Origin of the sequence: Priestia flexa (assembly GCF_021441905.1) — a bacterium.
Classification (GTDB): domain Bacteria; phylum Bacillota; class Bacilli; order Bacillales; family Bacillaceae_H; genus Priestia; species Priestia flexa.
Map to the genome: position 1 here is coordinate 3,454,321 of NZ_CP090431.1, position 17,839 is coordinate 3,472,159.

Sequence of the window (17,839 nt, forward strand, 5' to 3'; positions counted from 1 at the left end):
TGATATTACTATAAAACATTTTTTAAATTTTCGCAATATACGAACATCATTATTTACAACTATTTTTTATTTCTTTGGTTATATTAAACCCAGGAGGTGATACCATGTCACGCTTAAAAAAAGATCCTTCATCAGCAGGTGTAAGCGCAGCTAGCGTTAAAGGAAATGCTGGCCCAACACAAGAAGTGCATAATCACGGTAAAAAAACATCTCAAAATCAACAATATGGAAAACAAAATATGCAGGATAATTAAGCTATAGATCGAACAAGGAGGTATCGTCTTGTTCGATTTTTTTCATGAATATTATTTTTTCACAATGCCCTTTAAAATAAAAGCTACATTCGCTGGACGCTCAGCTAGCCTTCTCATAAAATATCCGTACCAATCCTTCCCGTACGGTACATATACACGCATCGTATATCCTTCTTTCCTTAACTGCTTTTGACGCTCGGGTCGAATACCAAACAACATTTGAAACTCAAATTGATCACGCGGAATATCATGAATGACTGCTAACTTCTTTGTATACTCAATAATTTGATCATCATGCGTTGCAATTGCTGTATAGTGACCATTAAGCAAGTGTAATTTAATGAGATTCTTAAAGCTATCATCTACATCAATTTTATCTGGAAAGGCAACGGCCGCTGATTCCTTATATGCTCCTTTTACTAGTCTTAGGTTTGGAGCGTATCCACTCAGGGTTTTAATATCCTGCTCTGTTCGATATAAGTATGCTTGAAGCACCGTACCAACATTATCGTAGCGCTTTTTAAGTTCTTTAAAAATATTAATGGTCTTTCCGCAGCGCTGGTAATCTTCCATATCAATTGTAATGAATACATTATATTGTTTTGCTTCCTTCAAGATGTATTCCATGTTTTTCATCACTAACTCTGTGGAAATATCTAAGCCCATTGACGTTAACTTTAATGAAAGCTGAGAGCTAAGCTTCTCTTGGTGAATGCGTCGAATTGCTTGGATACAATGTTCCGTCATATAACCAGCCTCTTCTTCCGTTGTAACAAATTCACCCAGGTGATCAATTGTAACATCCAGCCCTTGGTCATTTAGTTCACGCACTACGTCTACTGCTCCGTCAATTGTCTCACCTGCTACAAAACGCGCGGCTCCAAAGCGTAAGCCATAATGCTTCGCTAACTTTGTTAACATTTTATTTTGAGATAAAAATAAAAAAAAGTTGCGCATCGTTTGTTCCATAGCATTTCCCCCGATTTTTTATCTTCTGAGCTTATATTAAAGCTTCCATCCTTCACCGAGCCATTTAATATAGCAGTTATTATACACTTTAACATTTTTTTGAAAATAGAGATACATTCAACTAGCAACTTGTCGTCTTTTCTTTACTAGTATATGTACCCTATTTTTGTCCGGTTCTGCAATTTATTTAGACAAAAAGAGGATGGGACATAACAAAACAAATTTCCCAAAAGAAGAACGCTCCATTCCACTCTGTTTCCAACATTGTTTTCACAATCAACAAAAAACCTAAACGATTAAAAATGAGGAACTCTCAATCGTTTAGGTTTATCATTGACTGAATTACTTATGTCCCAGCCTCTTTTAGCTTTTGCTTTCACGAAGCTCTTCGTTTAAGCTTTTTATTTCTTTAATTAGTTCGACCATCTCTTGCTTAGCCTCAGGATATTGATGATTCCAATGCTTAATTAACGGTGGCATTGACTTTGAAATATATGTATACAAAGCCCACTTCTCAATCTTATCCTTTAAATCTGGATTTGTTTCTCCCACCATGAGCTCCGTATATTTTTCTAGAAGTGCATCAAACTTCTCGTTAAATTCTTTATCCATAAATTGACGCCTCCTTGTCTTGTGCTCGACATAAAATGGGACAGCTTTTACAATACTTCTTCTTTCCAGCCAGCTGATAGGATAGACAGCACGTTTGACGACTTTTTGCTCTTGTATAGCACCTTAAAGGGTTGACTTCATATTGACCAAACTGATTACCCGCTGCTTCATAGAAAAGATAAGTAAAGTCATCTTCTAACTGAAGCTGATTGACGTTATTATCTTCTTTTAATTGGTCATATAGCCAAAGTAGGTACACGGCAATGTTTTCCCACAGCACCCTTTTTGAAATACCTGTATATTGATTAAGTGGATTCCAGATTGACTCAAATCCTTCAGACAAGAGTTCAGTCACTATTTCTTTTCGTTCTTCGTTTCGATTCGCTACGTCAACTTGAGTAATGGCTTGTTCCGGGTAATAGACTTGAGGTAACCATAACCCATCATCTTCACACTCTGCTTGTAAAGAAAGGCGCTGCACGTCGACTCTTTTTTGACATACTGAAAAGGCATATAAGCAGCCCGCTGCTACAAACCCTAATCTTTTTGCAAAAATAGAAGCGACCACTCTTAAGTTGGGCGCTTCTATCTTGTCTTGAATAAAAGAGAGAGCATTCTCCATCTTCCGCTCATCAGCAAGATCTGCTATCTTCATCTCATAGGCTGACGTTTGTATAAAAGTAGCTCTAAACTTCTCTGCTAACGCTTGCTGTTCTTTTTTATTAAGCATGCTGGAGTCCAGCTCCAACCTTTTGAACCACACATCTTCCTCTGCCGTGCGGAATACAAAGCGGTGTCCCAAAAAGCGGGTCAACTGTTACTTCACAATTCATATTAAACACATTACGAACCAGCTGACACGTAATCACTTCTTCAGGTTTTCCCTGCGCATAAATTTGTTTGTCCTGAAGTGCTACAATATGGTGAGCATAACGACATGCTAAATTTAAATCATGTAAAACCATTACGATTGTTCGCTGTTCTTTTTCATTTAGTTCAAACAGCAAATCAAGGATTTCAATTTGATGAGTCATATCCAAATACGTTGTTGGTTCGTCAAGTAAGATAATATCCGTATCTTGAGCAAGAGTCATAGCAATCCAAGCACGCTGCCTTTGCCCTCCAGATAAAGAGTCTACCTGACGATCAGCTAAATCACTTAGCCCTGTCGATTCTAGCGCTTTTTGAACCTTTTCTTCGTCTTCTTTCGACCATTGGCGAAACCAATTTTGATAAGGGTAACGCCCCTGCTTCACAAGCTGTAAAACAGTAAGACCCTCAGGTGCTACCGGTCCTTGGGGTAGGATAGCTAATTGCTTAGCAATTTCTTTTGTTGGCAAAGATGATATTTTAGATCCTTCTAACAGAACCGAACCTGTTTGCGGCTTTAAAAGCCGAGCAAGTGAGCGTAACAGCGTTGACTTCCCACAGCCGTTACTTCCGATAAAAACCGTAATCTCCCCTTTAGGAATCTTCAAATCTAATTCATTGATAATCATTGTTTCTCCATACGACAAGCTTAACGACTTTGTTTCTAATGAATGCATGACTTTCACTCCTTTTTTTGAAAAGATTAAGTTTAGACGTTACGCTGCTTATATAACAAGTAGATAAAATATGGTGCTCCAATTGCTGCTGTGAAAACACCTGCTGGTATTTCAAGCGGTAAAAAGAACGTTCTTCCTACTAAATCTGCAGCCACAATTAAAATTGCACCAATCAGTGCCGATAATGGAAGCAATACTCCAAACGACGAGCCAACGAGGCGGCGAGCAATATGAGGTGCTAATAGCCCAACAAAGCTAATACCTCCAGCAAACGCGACGGCGGTACCCGTTAGTGCCGTACTCATTACAAGCAGCATTAAGCGGTTTTTTTGAACATGACTTCCCACATTAATAGCAACTTCTTCACCCAGCTCTTGAATATTCAGGTTATGAACCATAACCAATGCAATAATGATTAAAATAACAGTAATTGGCGCAATCGTATATACATTTGTCCAGTTTGATCCATATACGCTACCAGTAATCCAAATATTCACTTGGCTCGCTTGATAAATTGGACCCATAATCATAAATAAGGTTGTCATTGCCTTGGTCAAAGCGGTTAAGCCGATGCCAATCAGTACTAAGGTAATCGGTGATACTCCGTTTCGCCAAGCGAAAATATAAAGCAAGATTGCTACAATTAAAGCGCCTAAAAATGCGCTAAGCGGCAGCCATTGAATGCTAACTGTTAGGGAGTTTTTCTCGTCGCTAAATAATGCTAAAAATAAAACGACTCCAACAGAAGCTCCTCCCGTTAAACCAATTAAGTCTGGTGATGCCAAAGGATTACGAACAAGACCTTGAAGAATGGCTCCTGCTGCCGCTAAGCAAATGCCTGCACAAATAGCGACAAGAATACGAGGTAACCGAAATGACGTGACCACTAATTTTTCAAACTCAAGGCCCTGCCCAAATAAAATTCCGATAATTTTAAATGGACCAATGAACAATTCACCCATACCAGCACTTAATACAAAGAGTGCAAAAAGTAACAATGTACAAACTGAAATAATAATTGTAGCTTTTATATTTAGTAAAAAAGAGAGATTTTTCAAACGAATCGGTTGATATTTCTTCATGCTTTAGCGCCCTTTCTTGCTAAATAAATAAAGAATGGGGTTCCAATAAAAGCAGTCATAACGCCAACAGGAATCTCTTCCGGCATAATAACATAGCGAGCTGCAATATCTGCAATTAACAGCAAAATCCCCCCTGCTACTGCGCTATAAGGGAAAATCCAACGATAGTCGTGGCCCACAAACGCTCTTACGATATGAGGAATGATAATACCTACAAAGCTAATAGGGCCTGCAATGGCAACGGCTCCTCCTGCCAAGATGGCAATGAGTATACCTGCTGTTAGTTTGACAGCAATGGTTCGCTGCCCTAAACTTCTCGCCACATCTTCACCCATATTTAAAATATTTATTTTCCCTGCCATAATAAATGACACGATAATTGCGACAGCAATATAAGGTAGTACGCCATACAACACTTCTAGTTTACGCCCTTGTACTGAACCTGCTAGCCAATACAGTACTTGATCGAGTGCTGTTTCATCCAATACGAGTAAACCTTGTGTTAAAGAAGAAAAAAACGCAGCAATTGCTGCTCCAGCAAGCGTCATTTTTATAGGCGTTAGTCCTTCTTTACCAATCGAGCCTAACAAATACACTGCTACTACGGTTAAAGCCGCTCCAACAAATGCAATCCACGTAAAGGCTTGCAGAGAGTTTACTGAAAAAATCATGATGGCAACCACGATAAAAAAACCTGCTCCAGCATTCACACCAAGAATATCAGGGGAAGCAAGCGGATTTTTCGTTAACGCTTGCATCATTGCGCCTGCAATCCCAAGACAAGCACCTACAACAGCACCTATTAGAGCACGTGGTAATCGAACATTTTGTATAACTAAATGTTCGTTTGAACCATCGAACGACTGGAACGCATTTATAGCTGTTTTTATGCTTGTATCTGTATAGCCTAAGACAATGCTTAAACCAATACAAATTAGTAGAAAGATTATACTTAAAATTAAACCAGTTACTCTCATTTTTCTATTTTGCAAAATCATCTTCATTGCTCCTCTAAGGTAGCCTATTTAACTATTACTTTCTTTTAGTTTAGGGAACATTAAAATGAGTGTCAATGACTTTGAGAATCATTTTCAACTTTTTATTGACAGCCTTTAATTTTTGCAATATTATCATAGTTGTAATTGAAAATCATTATCAATCATACATAGGGGGTTCATTAAATGAAAGCGTCTAAAGTGAAATATTTATTCTCACTGATGGCTGTAATGGTTCTTGTTTTCTTAGCAGCTTGCGGTAATTCATCATCTGAAGGTGAAACAGAAAACAGCGACAGCGCAGCAAAAGATCAGTCTTATACAATTAAACACGCAATGGGTGAAACAAAAATTGACGGAACGCCAAAACGTGTTGTTATTTTAACAAATGAAGGTACGGAAGCACTATTAGCTATGGGTGTTAAGCCAGTCGGAGCAGTAGAGTCTTGGTTAGGAAATCCTTGGTATGACCATATTAAAGACCAAATGGAAGGTGTTAAAAGCGTAGGTACTGAAAGCGAACCTAGTCTTGAAACGATTGCATCTTTAAAGCCAGACTTAATTATTGGTAACAAAATGCGTCAAGAAAAAGTGTATGATCAATTAAGCCAAATCGCACCAACTGTTTTTGCTGAAGAACTAAGAGGCGACTGGAAAGAAAACTTCAAGCTTTACTCAAAAGCAGTAAATAAAGAAGATGAAGGTAAAAAAGTATTAGCTGACTTTGATAACCGAGTGGCTGATTTAAAAGAGAAGCTTGGAGACCAAAAGAAAGAAGAAATTTCAGTTGTACGCTTTACAGCTGGCGATGTACGTATTTATCATAAAGATTCATTTTCTGGTGTAATTCTAGATCAACTTGGCTTTGCTCGTCCTGAATCACAACAGCAGAACGACTTAGCTGAAATGAACGCAACAAAAGAGCGTATTCCAGCGATGGATGGAGATAAATTATTCTACTTCTCATACGAAACTGGTGATGGAGAAGCTACAAAGGTAGCTGAAGAGTGGACAAACGATCCATTGTTTAAAAACTTGAACGTATCAAAAACAGATAGCGTGTATCCTGTAGAAGATGCAATTTGGAATACTGCTGGTGGTGTATTAGCTGCGAATATCATGCTAGATGATATTGAAAAAGTATTTTTATCTGAAAAATAAACAACAGGACAGCCTTTACAGAAAGGCTGTCTTTTTTTTGTATATATCTTTCCCTACTCACACAAACTGAGGAAGAAGTTTATTTCACTAAGGAAAGGAAGATACAATATGAATAAAAATGAAAACCAAAAACAAATTAAACCCGTCAATACAAATGATTTAGCAGGACGTCAATTTAAAGCTGCAGACTACAAAAATTCAGATGAAGTATCACAAGGCCTTTCTGAAACGCATGAACAAATGAGCGACACTTACCAAGAAGGTACGATTGAAGACACAAATCGCTAATGCTACAAAGACGCTTACTAGCGTCTTTTTTTCCATTCTCTACCCTCTCACTTTTGCCAAACTCAAAATTACTAGTGACAAAATGTAAAGACAGTTGTAAACTGTTTAAGACTAATGTAAAGACATCTGTTAGAGGAGGACCCTATGAGTAAGAACAATTTGTCTGAACGTCAGCTATTAAACATCGCCGGACTCGGTTGGTTATTCGATGCAATGGACGTAGGCATTCTTTCGTTTATTATTGCAGCTCTACATACAGAATGGAACCTTACACCTAATGAAATGAGCTGGATTGGTAGTGTGAACTCCATCGGCATGGCTGTTGGAGCTCTTGTTTTTGGATTGCTTGCGGATCGAATCGGTCGAAAATGGGTGTTCATTATTACGCTATTACTCTTTTCAATTGCGAGCGGATTGTCTGCTTTATCGACAACTTTATGGATGTTTTTAATTTTACGATTTATTATCGGAATGGGACTAGGCGGAGAGCTTCCTGTTGCTTCAACACTTGTATCAGAGACCGTAGCTCCCGAAAGACGAGGGAAAATCATTGTATTGCTGGAAAGCTTTTGGGCATATGGCTGGTTAGCTGCCGCACTTATTTCATACTTTGTTATCCCAAACTTCGGGTGGCAAATCGCATTATTAATTACCGCTTTACCTGCTTTTTACGCACTTTATTTGCGTATCAAACTTCCAGATTCACCGAAGTTTACACAGTCAATTGCAGAACATAAGCCATCCGTTTTAGATAATATTAAGCATGTATGGAGCAAAGACTATCGTAAACCAACAATCATGTTATGGATTCTTTGGTTTTGCGTTGTATTCTCCTACTACGGTATGTTCTTATGGTTACCAAGCGTGATGGTTATAAAAGGATTCAGCTTAATTAAAAGCTTTGAATACGTACTCATTATGACTCTTGCACAACTGCCGGGCTATTATACGGCCGCTTGGTTCATTGAACGAATGGGACGAAAATTTGTACTAATCACCTATCTCATTGGAACGGCTGCAAGCGCATATTTCTTCGGAACTGCAGAGTCTCTCGGCTTACTGCTAGCATCAGGAATGCTTTTGTCGTTCTTTAACTTAGGTGCTTGGGGAGCTTTATATGCGTATACACCGGAGCAATATCCGACAGTTATTCGCGGTACTGGTGCAGGAATGGCTGCTTCCTTTGGCAGAATTGGAGGAATTTTAGGCCCACTGCTTATTGGTTATTTAACAACTGAAGGCGCTTCTCTGACCGTTATATTTACTATTTTCGCAGGAGCTATCTTAATTGGTGTGGCATCGGTTATTTTCTTAGGATCTGAAACAAAACAAAAAGAATTAGCTTAATAAAAAAGGCGTTCCACATGGGAACGTCTTTTTTAAATTATTCACTTAGATCAACGTTATGGTAGACCTGTTGAACATCGTCTAAGTCTTCAAGTGCATCAATCATTTTTTCAAACTGAGCTTTTGCATCCTCAGGTAACGTCACATCGCTCTGAGCTAGCATCACAATTTCTGCCACCGTAAATTCCGTAATACCAGCTTCTTTAAAAGCAGCTTGTACAGCGTGGAACTGATCTGGCTCAGCGTAAACAATCACTGCATCTTCTTCTTCTAAAATATCGCGAGCGTCAACGTCTGCTTCCATTAAAATTTCAAGAACTTCGTCTGATGATTTGCCTTCCAGTCCAATAACAGCAGTTGCATCAAACATATAAGAAACAGATCCACTAACGCCCATATTACCGCCGTTTTTACCAAAAGCAGCGCGAACGTCTGAAGCTGTGCGGTTTACATTGTTTGTTAACGCATCAACAATAACCATTGAACCATTTGGACCAAAGCCTTCATAACGAAGCTCGTCATAACTTTCTTCTCCGCCACCTTTTGCTTTTTCAATTGCACGGTCAATGATAGCTTTTGGTACGTTATACGTTTTCGCTCGCTCTAAAACAACTTTTAGCGCTTGGTTTGCTTCTGGATCCGGCTCACCTTGTTTTGCTACTACATAAATTTCACGGCCAAATTTAGCATAAATTCGACTTGTTTGAGCATCTTTTGACGCTTTCTTTTCTTTGATATTATTCCACTTACGACCCATATTTTTCACTCTCTTTCGAATGTATATCTAATGTTAAAACATCACTCTGCCACCTTCTATTATACCGCAATTAATTTATTCGGCAATTCTTTCAGCACCATCATCATTCATCTTTACATGATGATAAATAAAAGCTACTACTACAAAGAATAAGCTCATATACTAAGCTAGAAATCGTCTGATACCCTACCTTCAAAAAGGATATCATTGGGATTGAAAATAATTAAATGATAAAATTATTTATCTACCATATTTTTCGAGAAAGGAATTTTTTTCGACAACTGAATAGCACTTACTCATTACATGTAGGAAGGATGATTTTTTTATGAAAACCGAAATACCTCAACCTAAAACATATGGACCTCTTGGCAACGTACCTTTGCTTGACAAAAATAAACCCGTCCTATCGTTAATGAAATTAGCTGAAGAATATGGCCCGATTTTCCGATTACAAGGTCCGACCGGCTCCTCTCTTGTTCTTTCAGGACATGAGCTTGTAAAAGAAGTGTGTGACCAGTCACGTTTTGATAAAAATGCTGAAGGTGCTTTAGCTAAAGTTCGCGCTTTTGGTGGCGATGGTCTCTTTACAAGTTGGACACACGAACCAAACTGGCAAAAGGCACACAATATTTTGGCTCCAACATTTAGTCAACGAGCAATGAAAGATTACCATTCTATGATGACTGATATTGCGGTTCAGCTCGTTCAAAAGTGGGAGCGTTTAAACCCAAATGAAGAAGTTGATGTTCCAGAGGATATGACCAGACTCACATTAGATACAATTGGCTTATGTGGGTTCAACTATCGCTTCAATAGCTTTTATCGCGAAAACTATCACCCTTTTGTAACAAGTATGGTACGTGCTTTAGAAGAAGCCATGCATCAAATGCAGCGACTAGATATTCAAGATAAATTAATGGTTCGAACAAAAAAACAGTTTCAACATGATATCCAAGCGATGTTTTCATTGGTTGATAGTATCATTTCAGAACGCAAAAACCAAAATGGTCAGAACGACAAAGATTTATTGGCGCGCATGCTAAACGTTAAAGATCCTGAGACAGATGAACTGCTAGATGATGAAAACATTCGTTATCAAATTATTACTTTTTTAATTGCAGGTCATGAAACAACGAGTGGATTACTGTCATTTGCCATTTACTACTTAATGAATAATCCTGATAAGTTGGAAAAAGCTTATACAGAAGTCGATACTATTTTGACGGATGATGTACCTTCATATGACCAAGTAGTAAAACTCAAATATATCAAAATGGCGTTAAACGAATCTCTCCGATTATGGCCAACCGCACCTGCTTTCAACCTTTTTGCTAAAGAAGACGCCCTTATTGGAGGCAAATACCCTGTGCAAAAAGAAGGTGAGCGCATTATGGTTTTACTTCCTTCTTTGCATCGTGATAAAAGTGCTTGGGGAGATAATGTAGAAGAGTTTATTCCAGAACGGTTTGAAGATCCTAAAAAAGTGCCACATCATGCTTTTAAACCCTTTGGAAATGGGCAGCGAGCATGTATTGGTATGCAGTTTGCGCTTCATGAAGCCACGCTCGTACTCGGGATGCTATTAAAGAAATTTACGTTTATTGACCATAACAATTACCAGCTAGACATTAAACAATCGTTAACACTAAAGCCCAATGATTTTAAAATTAGAGTACAAAAGCGAGAAGTAAATTTACAACCGGCTACAATCAACAAACAAAACACAAAAGAAGAGAAGCAAGAACAAAAACAAGCAGAAATTATCGGGGCAAATAACCTACCTCTACTTGTGCTTTACGGATCCGATACGGGCACAGCCAAAGGTGTAGCCGAGGAGCTTGCAGCAGAAGCAAGCATTCACGATGTGAAAGTGGAAACAGCGAGTTTAAATGACCACGCCGGATCTTTACCAAGAGAAAGCGCTGTTTTGATTGTCACTGCTTCTTATAATGGGCAACCGCCTAGCAATGCAACTCAGTTTTTGAAATGGTTAGATGAAGCAGGAGTAAATGAACTTGAAGGCGTTACTTATGCTGTATTTGGCTGCGGAGACCGCAACTGGGCAAGCACTTATCAAGCAGTTCCAAGAACAATCGACGAACTGCTTGCAAAAAAAGGCGCAACACGTTTTTCAGACAGAGGCGAAGGCGATGTAAGCGGAGATTTCGAAGAGGAATTTAGCGCTTGGAAATCAGCAATGTGGAAATCAGTGCTGAACACGTTTGGGTTAAAAGTAAAGGAAAATCTAGAGCGAAAACAGGCTTCTCTCAGCTTACAGTTCATAAATGGTCTAAGCAGTTCACCGCTGGCACCTTCATACGAAGCGATTCAAGCAACTGTTATAGAAAATCGTGAACTTCAAGCGGCTGCTAGTAATCGAAGCACTCGTGCTATTGAAGTGCAGTTACCTAATGGAATGACGTATACAGAAGGCGACCATCTAGGTGTTTTACCCAAAAACAGCACAGCTCTCGTAGATCGTGCACTAAAAAGGTTCCGCCTAAAAGGAAGTGACCAAGTACTGCTAACAGCTACTGGACGCTCTGCGGTTCACTTACCAGTAAATCGTCCTGTATGCTTAGAAGATTTACTTACCTATAGTGTTGAGCTCCAAAGCGTCGCTACTCGTGCACAAATTCGTGAGCTTGCTTCTTTCATTGTTTGTCCACCGCACAAATATGAGCTTGAAGCTCTGCTTGAAGAAGGAACCTATCAAAAAGAAGTATTAGAAAAGCGCGTTTCAATGCTGGACTTTTTAGAGAAGTATGAAGCATGCGAAATGCCGTTTGAACGCTTTTTAGAGCAACTCTCAGCGCTCAAGCCACGCTACTACTCTATTTCAAGTTCGCCACTTGTAAAAAAAGATACGCTTAGTATTACGGTCGGTGTCGTTGATTCACCTGCTTGGAGTGGTAACGGCCACTATAAAGGTGTTGCTTCAACTTATTTAGCTGAATGTACGGAAGGAAACGAAATTACATGCTTTGTTCGTACACCGCAATCGAATTTCCAACTGCCAGAAAACAAAGAAACGCCTGTTATTATGGTTGGTCCTGGAACTGGCATTGCACCATTTAGGGGATTTTTACAGCAACGTAGCATATTGAAAAAGCAAGGAACAAACCTTGGAGAAGCTCACCTTTACTTCGGATGCCGTCACCCAGAGCTTGATTATCTTTACCGAGAAGAGCTAGAACGAGCTGAACAAGATCAGCTTGTATCCGTCCATACAGCATTCTCTCGATTAGCCAAGCAACCGAAAACGTATGTACAGGACCTTATAAAGAAAGATGGAGATTATTTAATTTCATTGCTTGACCAAGGTGCTTACCTCTACATTTGTGGAGATGGAAGCAAGATGGCTCCTGACGTTGAACGAACGCTTTGCGAAGCTTATCAAAGCGTTCATAACGTAAGCGAGCCAGATGCTAGAAAATGGCTGAGCAACCTACAGCTAAAAGGACGCTATAACCAAGATGTTTGGGCTGGTTCATGATTCGGTCAAACATGAAAACGTCGAAAAAGAACCATAGAGTTACTTTATGGTTCTTTTTCATCTGCTCAAACAGCGGTAGTTTATGAACATCATATAATCGTTTTTATTCCTACACCTATTAACATTAATCCTGTAGATTTTTGAAATACCTTTTGAACTTGAGGTTTTTCTAACCACCTTTTCACGTGGTCTATGATATAAACGACAACTAAAAACCACACTACTGCTATCAAGGTAAGAATTAAGCCTAAAACTATTAACTGCTGATTTACATTTTCATTAATATTAATGAACTGAGGCATAAATGTGATATAGACTAAAATTGTCTTTGGGTTAAGAATATTACTAAGTGCTCCTTGCAAATAAGACTCTTTATAATAACGGCGTAATGAATGATGAACTTGAGCATCACTTTCAACCTCAACTGATTTTAACGAAATGATATCTTTGTCTACAAATGCTTTCACACCTAAATAAAATAAGTATGCGGCTCCTACATATTTGATTGTATTAAATAGAAACACTGACTGAGCAATCACGACTGATAGACCCAAAACTGCAATAATCGTCCAGAAAGTAAGCCCTGTTGCCATTCCTAATATCGTATAGCGGCCAGCTTTTGCTCCGTAATTAATCGTATTTTTCATAATGAGTAGCGTATCTGCACCTGGAATCATAGACATCACAAGTGCCATTAAGATGTAAGCAACTAAATTATCCATTTTACTCCTCCACCACTTTTACTACTGTTTATCTTAATAAAGCAATTACTTAATGATTATCTCCTCTACTTCTAAAAATTTTCATATACTGCTTTGGCGTAAGGCCAATTAGTTTTTTAAAGCACTTTGTTAAATGACTCTGATCACTAAACCCAGTTAAAAAAGCAGTCTCAATGGGCTTAATGCCTTGTTCTAACATGTGCTTTGCATGGTTTACTCGAATGGTTTCTAGATATCTATAAGGGGAAATTTTCTTTTGTTTAATGAAAGATCTTAGTAAATGATATTTGCTCCAACCTATTAACTCACTTAGATCATTAAGAGTTATTGCCTTTGTATAATTTCCTTCTAAATAGTAACATACGTCTTTAATTTCATGAGAGACTTCAGGGTTAGGTGCAACAACTTCAAGGTCAGAATATGCTTGTACAAGTTCTTCCAACAGACATAAAAATAATTCTTCTTTTTTAAATTCCGTCTCTCCCTCTAGAATCTTCAGGTGTAAATCTTTTAAACTGTGGACACTCTCGCTTTGACATAAAACGCTTTGATTAAAGATTGGAAGACGCTCGCTACCAGTAATCTCGAGCATTGCTTTGCTCATGGCTTCTGGCTTTACATTAATACAACGATAATCCAACGTTTTGTGATCTATTTGCTCGCAGCTATGTGTGTCATAAGGATTAAATAATAATAAGTCTCCTGGGTTAATAATGTATTCATTCCCTTTACACTCCAGATGGCGCTGTCCTTTTTCAATAAAACCGATGACATAGTACTCATGAAAGTGAGCCGGGAATTTCTGCATAATCCCCTTAAACTGATAAGCTTCAATATTTAAATCTGGATCAAGATAAGCTGTTCGAATCTCATTTGACATGTAGCTATCCTCCCATAACGTAATGAAAGTTCTAAGATAACATGTACGTATGCTTTTTTCTTGTATGATATTGCGCTTCATGCAACTATTTCGTTCTTTCAAATGGCGATGAAATACATAGCCATAGCATAATCCTTAACAGTTTCAGCTTCTAACCTGAAACAACATAAATAAACTTCAAATAAAAAAGAACCATGAAGCTGTAGCTAGTGCAGCTTCATGGTTCTTATTATAAGTAAGGTTAGCCACCAAAATTATGTATTTGGTGGAGACGGTGGGAGTCGAACCCACGTCCAGAAATATCGCCACTTAAGCGTCTACGAGTGTAGTCAGCATATTCGCATTTCGCTCATTTATCTGCCTGCTGACAGGCGCCCAAAGAGCTAGTCTGATTAATCTCTTCCTTCGTCCTCAGACGGCGAACTCCGGCGTAGCCCACTTAAAGTGAGTCCCTTACCCTACCACATGGGCGATGGAGGGAGGAACCGCTAAGCTGTTATTAGGCAGCTAAAGCGAAGTTATTGTTAGATTTGCCAGTTATTATTGGCGTTGATGTTTTAACGAGGCCATCTCCTCGACTCGCAACCTAAGCTCGAACTATCCCTGTCGAATCCGTAACGTCCCCATTATGAAAAGGGAGTCGGAATGCGTAAGATTTTTCACTTACAGCAGATAGCGACTTGTGTTTGCAAAAGTCATCTAACGAATAACTATTTTTATTATAGCACAAAACAAGCATTTTGCAATTGTAAAATAATGTAACTATTCTTTTTGACGATCGCGGAAAGCTCGCTCTATATCGCGTTTCGCTTCTTTACGTTTTAAGTCTTCGCGCTTGTCATATTTCTTTTTACCCTTACCAAGACCTAATAAAACCTTAGCAAAGCCGTTTTTTAAATAGATTTTCAACGGTACAAGTGAATACCCTGTTTCCTTGGTATAGCCGATCAATTTATTGATTTCACGCTTGTGAAGTAAAAGCTTACGGGTACGCAGCGGCTCATGGTTGTAGCGGTTTCCTTGTTCATATGGACTAACGTGCATATTATGTAAGAATACCTCACCGTTTTGAACGCGTGCGAATGAGTCTTTTAAGTTTACGCGCCCGTTACGAATCGACTTTATTTCCGTTCCTTGTAGGACAATTCCTGTTTCGTACGTTTCTTCAATAAAATAGTCGTGTCTTGCTTTTTTATTTTGAGCAACTACTTTCCCTTCACCTTTTGGCATACTTGCTTATTCCCCTTTCATTCGCTCGTCTTTAGAAGCAGCCGTTAAGGCTGCTTCTATTCACTTATTTACGCTTCTTCTTTTTCTTTTTAAGATTTGGTGCGCCTTCAAAGAATTTTTTCTTTTTCTTCTTTTTCGGCTTTTGTGTTGTCCATTCACCTTTTGAATCGCCTGCTTTATCTTTGCGACGACCTCTGCGGTTTTCTTTATCGTCCTTGCGTGACTTTTGTTTCATGTTAATCACTTTTGGACGGTCTTTTGACAAACGCTTTTGACTTGTCTTCATGCCGACAATAACAAAGTCAATGGCACGCTCGTCTTTATTCACATCAGCAACTTTAATTTCAATTTCATCGCCAATACGGAACACTTTTCCTGTTCTCTCACCAATCATTGCATAATGGCGTTCATCATAGCGATAATAATCATCCGTTAAATCACTAACATGTACAAGACCTTCAATTGTATTTGATAGTTCAACGAACATTCCAAAGTTTGTTACTGAGCTGATAATTCCGTCAAACGTTTCACCAATTTTATCTGCCATAAACTCCGCTTTTTTCATATCGTCCGTTTCACGCTCTGCGTCAACCGATCTTCTTTCCATGCTTGAAGAGTGATCAGCAATTTCAGGAAGCTTTTCGCCCCATTTTTCTTGCGTTGCTTCATCCACCTGATTGTTAATTAAATACGTACGAATTAAGCGATGAACGATTAAATCAGGATAACGGCGAATTGGAGACGTGAAATGTGTGTAGAACTCCGCTGATAGTCCAAAGTGGCCAAGGTTATCTGCTTGATATTTGGCTTGCTGCATCGAGCGTAGCATTACTTTAGAAACGACCATCTCTTCTGGTGTTCCCGCTACTGCTTCTAAAATGTCCTGTAGCGCACGAGGATGAATGTCATTTCCTGTTCCCTTTACAGCGTATCCGAAATTCGTCACAAATTCTAAAAAGCGATTAAGCTTTTCTTCTTTTGGATCTTCATGAATACGGTACATAAACGGAACATTCATCCAGTGAAAATGCTCAGCCACAGTTTCATTTGCTGCTAGCATGAATTCTTCAATTAGCCTTTCGGATACAGAGCGCTCACGCAGTATCACATCGGTTGGATGACCGTCGTCATCAACTAATACTTTTGCTTCTTTAAAATCAAAGTCGATTGCTCCTCGGTCCATACGCTTTTTACGAAGAATTTCCGCCAGTTTTTCCATACGCTCAAACATTGGAATCAGCTCTTCATAACGAGCACGAACGGCTTCATCTTTGTCTGTTAGAATTTTATTAACATCGGAATACGTCATTCGCTCAGTTGTTTTGATTACACTTTCGAAGATATCATGATTAACCACTTCTCCAGCTGAATTAATTTCCATTTCACAGGAAAGCGTTAATCGATTTACTTTTGGATTTAAGGAACAAATCCCGTTTGAAAGTCGATGCGGAATCATAGGAATTACGCGATCTACTAAGTAGATACTTGTTCCGCGTTCTGCCGCTTCTACATCAATTGGTGAACCTTCCGTTACATAGTGACTAACATCTGCAATGTGAACACCTAACTTATAGTTACCGTTTTCAAGCTCTGTTACCGTTACCGCATCATCTAAATCTTTAGCATCTGCCCCATCAATAGTAACAATCACTTGGTCTCGTAGATCTCGACGACCTTTTATTTCGTCTTCTGAAATCGTTTCAGGTGTATTAATCGCTTGCTCTAAAGCATCGCCTGGAAACTCCTGTGGAAGTCCATATTTATGAATAACTGAGATAATGTCGACTCCTGGATCATTTTTATGACCTAAAATCTGTACAATTTTCCCTTCTGCATTCATGCGCCCTTCTGGATAGCTTGTTAACTCTACAACAACCTTATGTCCTTCTGCCGCCCCATTACGTGCACCTTTAGGAATAAAGATATCTCCTGCGATCTTTTTATCATCCGCAATAACAAACCCAAAGTTTTTACTTTCCGTGTACGTTCCAACAATTTGTTGTGTACCACGCTCAATGATTTTAACAATGGTTCCTTCACGGCGGTTACCTGAAGACTCTGACAGTACGCGAGCTAATACAATGTCGCCATGCATTGCATTGTTTGTCTCCGTGGGTGGAATGAAAATATCATCCGCTCCTTGCTCTTCTGGGACAACAAATGCAAATCCCTTGGCATGACCTGTTACTTTTCCTTTAACGAAATTCATTCGTTCAGGTACACCATATCGATTGTTTCTTGCTCGAATTATAAGACCTTGTTCTTCCATGATTACAAGAGCTTTTACAAAATCTTTAAACTCAGCTGAATCTTCAATCCCAAACTCTTTCTCTAATTCTTGGACCGTTAAAGGTTTATACGTTTCTTCTTTCATAAACGTTAACAAACGGTCAATATACTGTTGAATTTCTTGTTCCATGTCTTTCCCTCCTTTTCGTTGTGCTTATCAATAACACTATTTATCAAAAATAGCATTCATCCGTCCTCATTTACTTTTTT

General features: G+C 38.8%; 16 protein-coding genes and 1 other RNA gene. 5 read left to right on the forward strand and 12 right to left on the reverse strand.

The features are described from left to right. The first annotated feature begins 104 nt into the window (after positions 1-104). Positions 105-254 carry a YuzL family protein gene (locus LZP85_RS17820; RefSeq protein ID WP_076512331.1) on the forward strand — a complete coding sequence of 50 codons (150 nt, stop codon included), beginning with the start codon at positions 105-107 and terminating at the stop codon, positions 252-254. A gap of 51 nt (positions 255-305) precedes the next feature. Here the strand turns inward: LZP85_RS17820 and LZP85_RS17825 are convergent, their stop codons facing one another. From LZP85_RS17825 to LZP85_RS17850, 6 genes are all read right to left on the reverse strand, one after another. Then, a complete protein-coding gene (locus LZP85_RS17825) occupies positions 306-1,223 on the reverse strand; it encodes a proline dehydrogenase family protein (protein ID WP_076512330.1) in 918 nt (305 codons plus the stop codon). 363 nt (positions 1,224-1,586) lie between these two features. Then, complete coding sequence (locus LZP85_RS17830) at positions 1,587-1,835, reverse strand: DUF2573 family protein (RefSeq protein ID WP_025909449.1); 249 nt, start codon at positions 1,833-1,835, stop codon at positions 1,587-1,589. Further along, complete coding sequence (locus tag LZP85_RS17835) at positions 1,828-2,565, reverse strand: IucA/IucC family C-terminal-domain containing protein (protein WP_119543968.1); 738 nt, start codon at positions 2,563-2,565, stop codon at positions 1,828-1,830. The genes LZP85_RS17830 and LZP85_RS17835 overlap by 8 nt, the downstream gene beginning before the upstream one ends. Next, complete coding sequence (locus LZP85_RS17840; protein ID WP_119543962.1) at positions 2,558-3,382, reverse strand: ABC transporter ATP-binding protein; 825 nt, start codon at positions 3,380-3,382, stop codon at positions 2,558-2,560. Before LZP85_RS17840 ends, LZP85_RS17835 begins: the two co-directional genes overlap by 8 nt. 32 nt (positions 3,383-3,414) lie before the next feature. After that, positions 3,415-4,464: a FecCD family ABC transporter permease gene (locus LZP85_RS17845; protein WP_234561827.1), complete on the reverse strand. Its 1,050-nt coding sequence runs from the start codon at positions 4,462-4,464 to the stop codon at positions 3,415-3,417. After that, positions 4,461-5,462: a FecCD family ABC transporter permease gene (locus tag LZP85_RS17850; protein WP_234561829.1), complete on the reverse strand. Its 1,002-nt coding sequence runs from the start codon at positions 5,460-5,462 to the stop codon at positions 4,461-4,463. The genes LZP85_RS17845 and LZP85_RS17850 overlap by 4 nt, the downstream gene beginning before the upstream one ends. 183 nt (positions 5,463-5,645) lie before the next feature. Here LZP85_RS17850 and LZP85_RS17855 point away from each other — a divergent pair, with 183 nt between their 5' ends. From LZP85_RS17855 to LZP85_RS17865, 3 genes are all read left to right on the forward strand, one after another. After that, complete coding sequence (locus tag LZP85_RS17855) at positions 5,646-6,620, forward strand: ABC transporter substrate-binding protein (RefSeq protein WP_119543964.1); 975 nt, start codon at positions 5,646-5,648, stop codon at positions 6,618-6,620. A 108-nt stretch (positions 6,621-6,728) separates the two neighbouring features. Beyond that, positions 6,729-6,908: a YozQ family protein gene (locus tag LZP85_RS17860; RefSeq protein WP_025907485.1), complete on the forward strand. Its 180-nt coding sequence runs from the start codon at positions 6,729-6,731 to the stop codon at positions 6,906-6,908. A gap of 144 nt (positions 6,909-7,052) precedes the next feature. Then, positions 7,053-8,255, forward strand: coding sequence for an MFS transporter (locus tag LZP85_RS17865; RefSeq protein WP_119543965.1), 1,203 nt, complete (start codon positions 7,053-7,055; stop codon positions 8,253-8,255). Between the two features lie 37 nt (positions 8,256-8,292). Here the strand turns inward: LZP85_RS17865 and LZP85_RS17870 are convergent, their stop codons facing one another. After that, entirely contained in the window at positions 8,293-9,012 is a 720-nt protein-coding gene (locus LZP85_RS17870) for a YebC/PmpR family DNA-binding transcriptional regulator (RefSeq protein WP_035319819.1), read from the reverse strand. 325 nt (positions 9,013-9,337) lie between these two features. Here LZP85_RS17870 and LZP85_RS17875 point away from each other — a divergent pair, with 325 nt between their 5' ends. Further along, positions 9,338-12,508: a bifunctional cytochrome P450/NADPH--P450 reductase gene (locus tag LZP85_RS17875; protein ID WP_234561831.1), complete on the forward strand. Its 3,171-nt coding sequence runs from the start codon at positions 9,338-9,340 to the stop codon at positions 12,506-12,508. Between the two features lie 89 nt (positions 12,509-12,597). Here LZP85_RS17875 and LZP85_RS17880 read toward each other — a convergent pair whose 3' ends face one another. From LZP85_RS17880 to rnr, 5 genes are all read right to left on the reverse strand, one after another. After that, complete coding sequence (locus LZP85_RS17880) at positions 12,598-13,230, reverse strand: LysE family translocator (protein ID WP_234561833.1); 633 nt, start codon at positions 13,228-13,230, stop codon at positions 12,598-12,600. A gap of 49 nt (positions 13,231-13,279) precedes the next feature. Further along, the gene (locus LZP85_RS17885) at positions 13,280-14,110 is read right to left on the reverse strand and encodes an AraC family ligand binding domain-containing protein (RefSeq protein ID WP_206782926.1); all 831 of its coding nucleotides are present in this window, start codon (positions 14,108-14,110) and stop codon (positions 13,280-13,282) included. A gap of 263 nt (positions 14,111-14,373) precedes the next feature. Further along, positions 14,374-14,735, reverse strand: a transfer-messenger RNA (tmRNA) gene (gene ssrA, locus LZP85_RS17890). A 137-nt stretch (positions 14,736-14,872) separates the two neighbouring features. Next, positions 14,873-15,340 (reverse strand): SsrA-binding protein SmpB, encoded by a 468-nt coding sequence (gene smpB, locus LZP85_RS17895; protein ID WP_076512327.1) that lies wholly within the window; start codon positions 15,338-15,340, stop codon positions 14,873-14,875. A gap of 64 nt (positions 15,341-15,404) precedes the next feature. Then, positions 15,405-17,759: a ribonuclease R gene (rnr, locus tag LZP85_RS17900; protein WP_119542614.1), complete on the reverse strand. Its 2,355-nt coding sequence runs from the start codon at positions 17,757-17,759 to the stop codon at positions 15,405-15,407. Positions 17,760-17,839 lie beyond the last annotated feature (80 nt).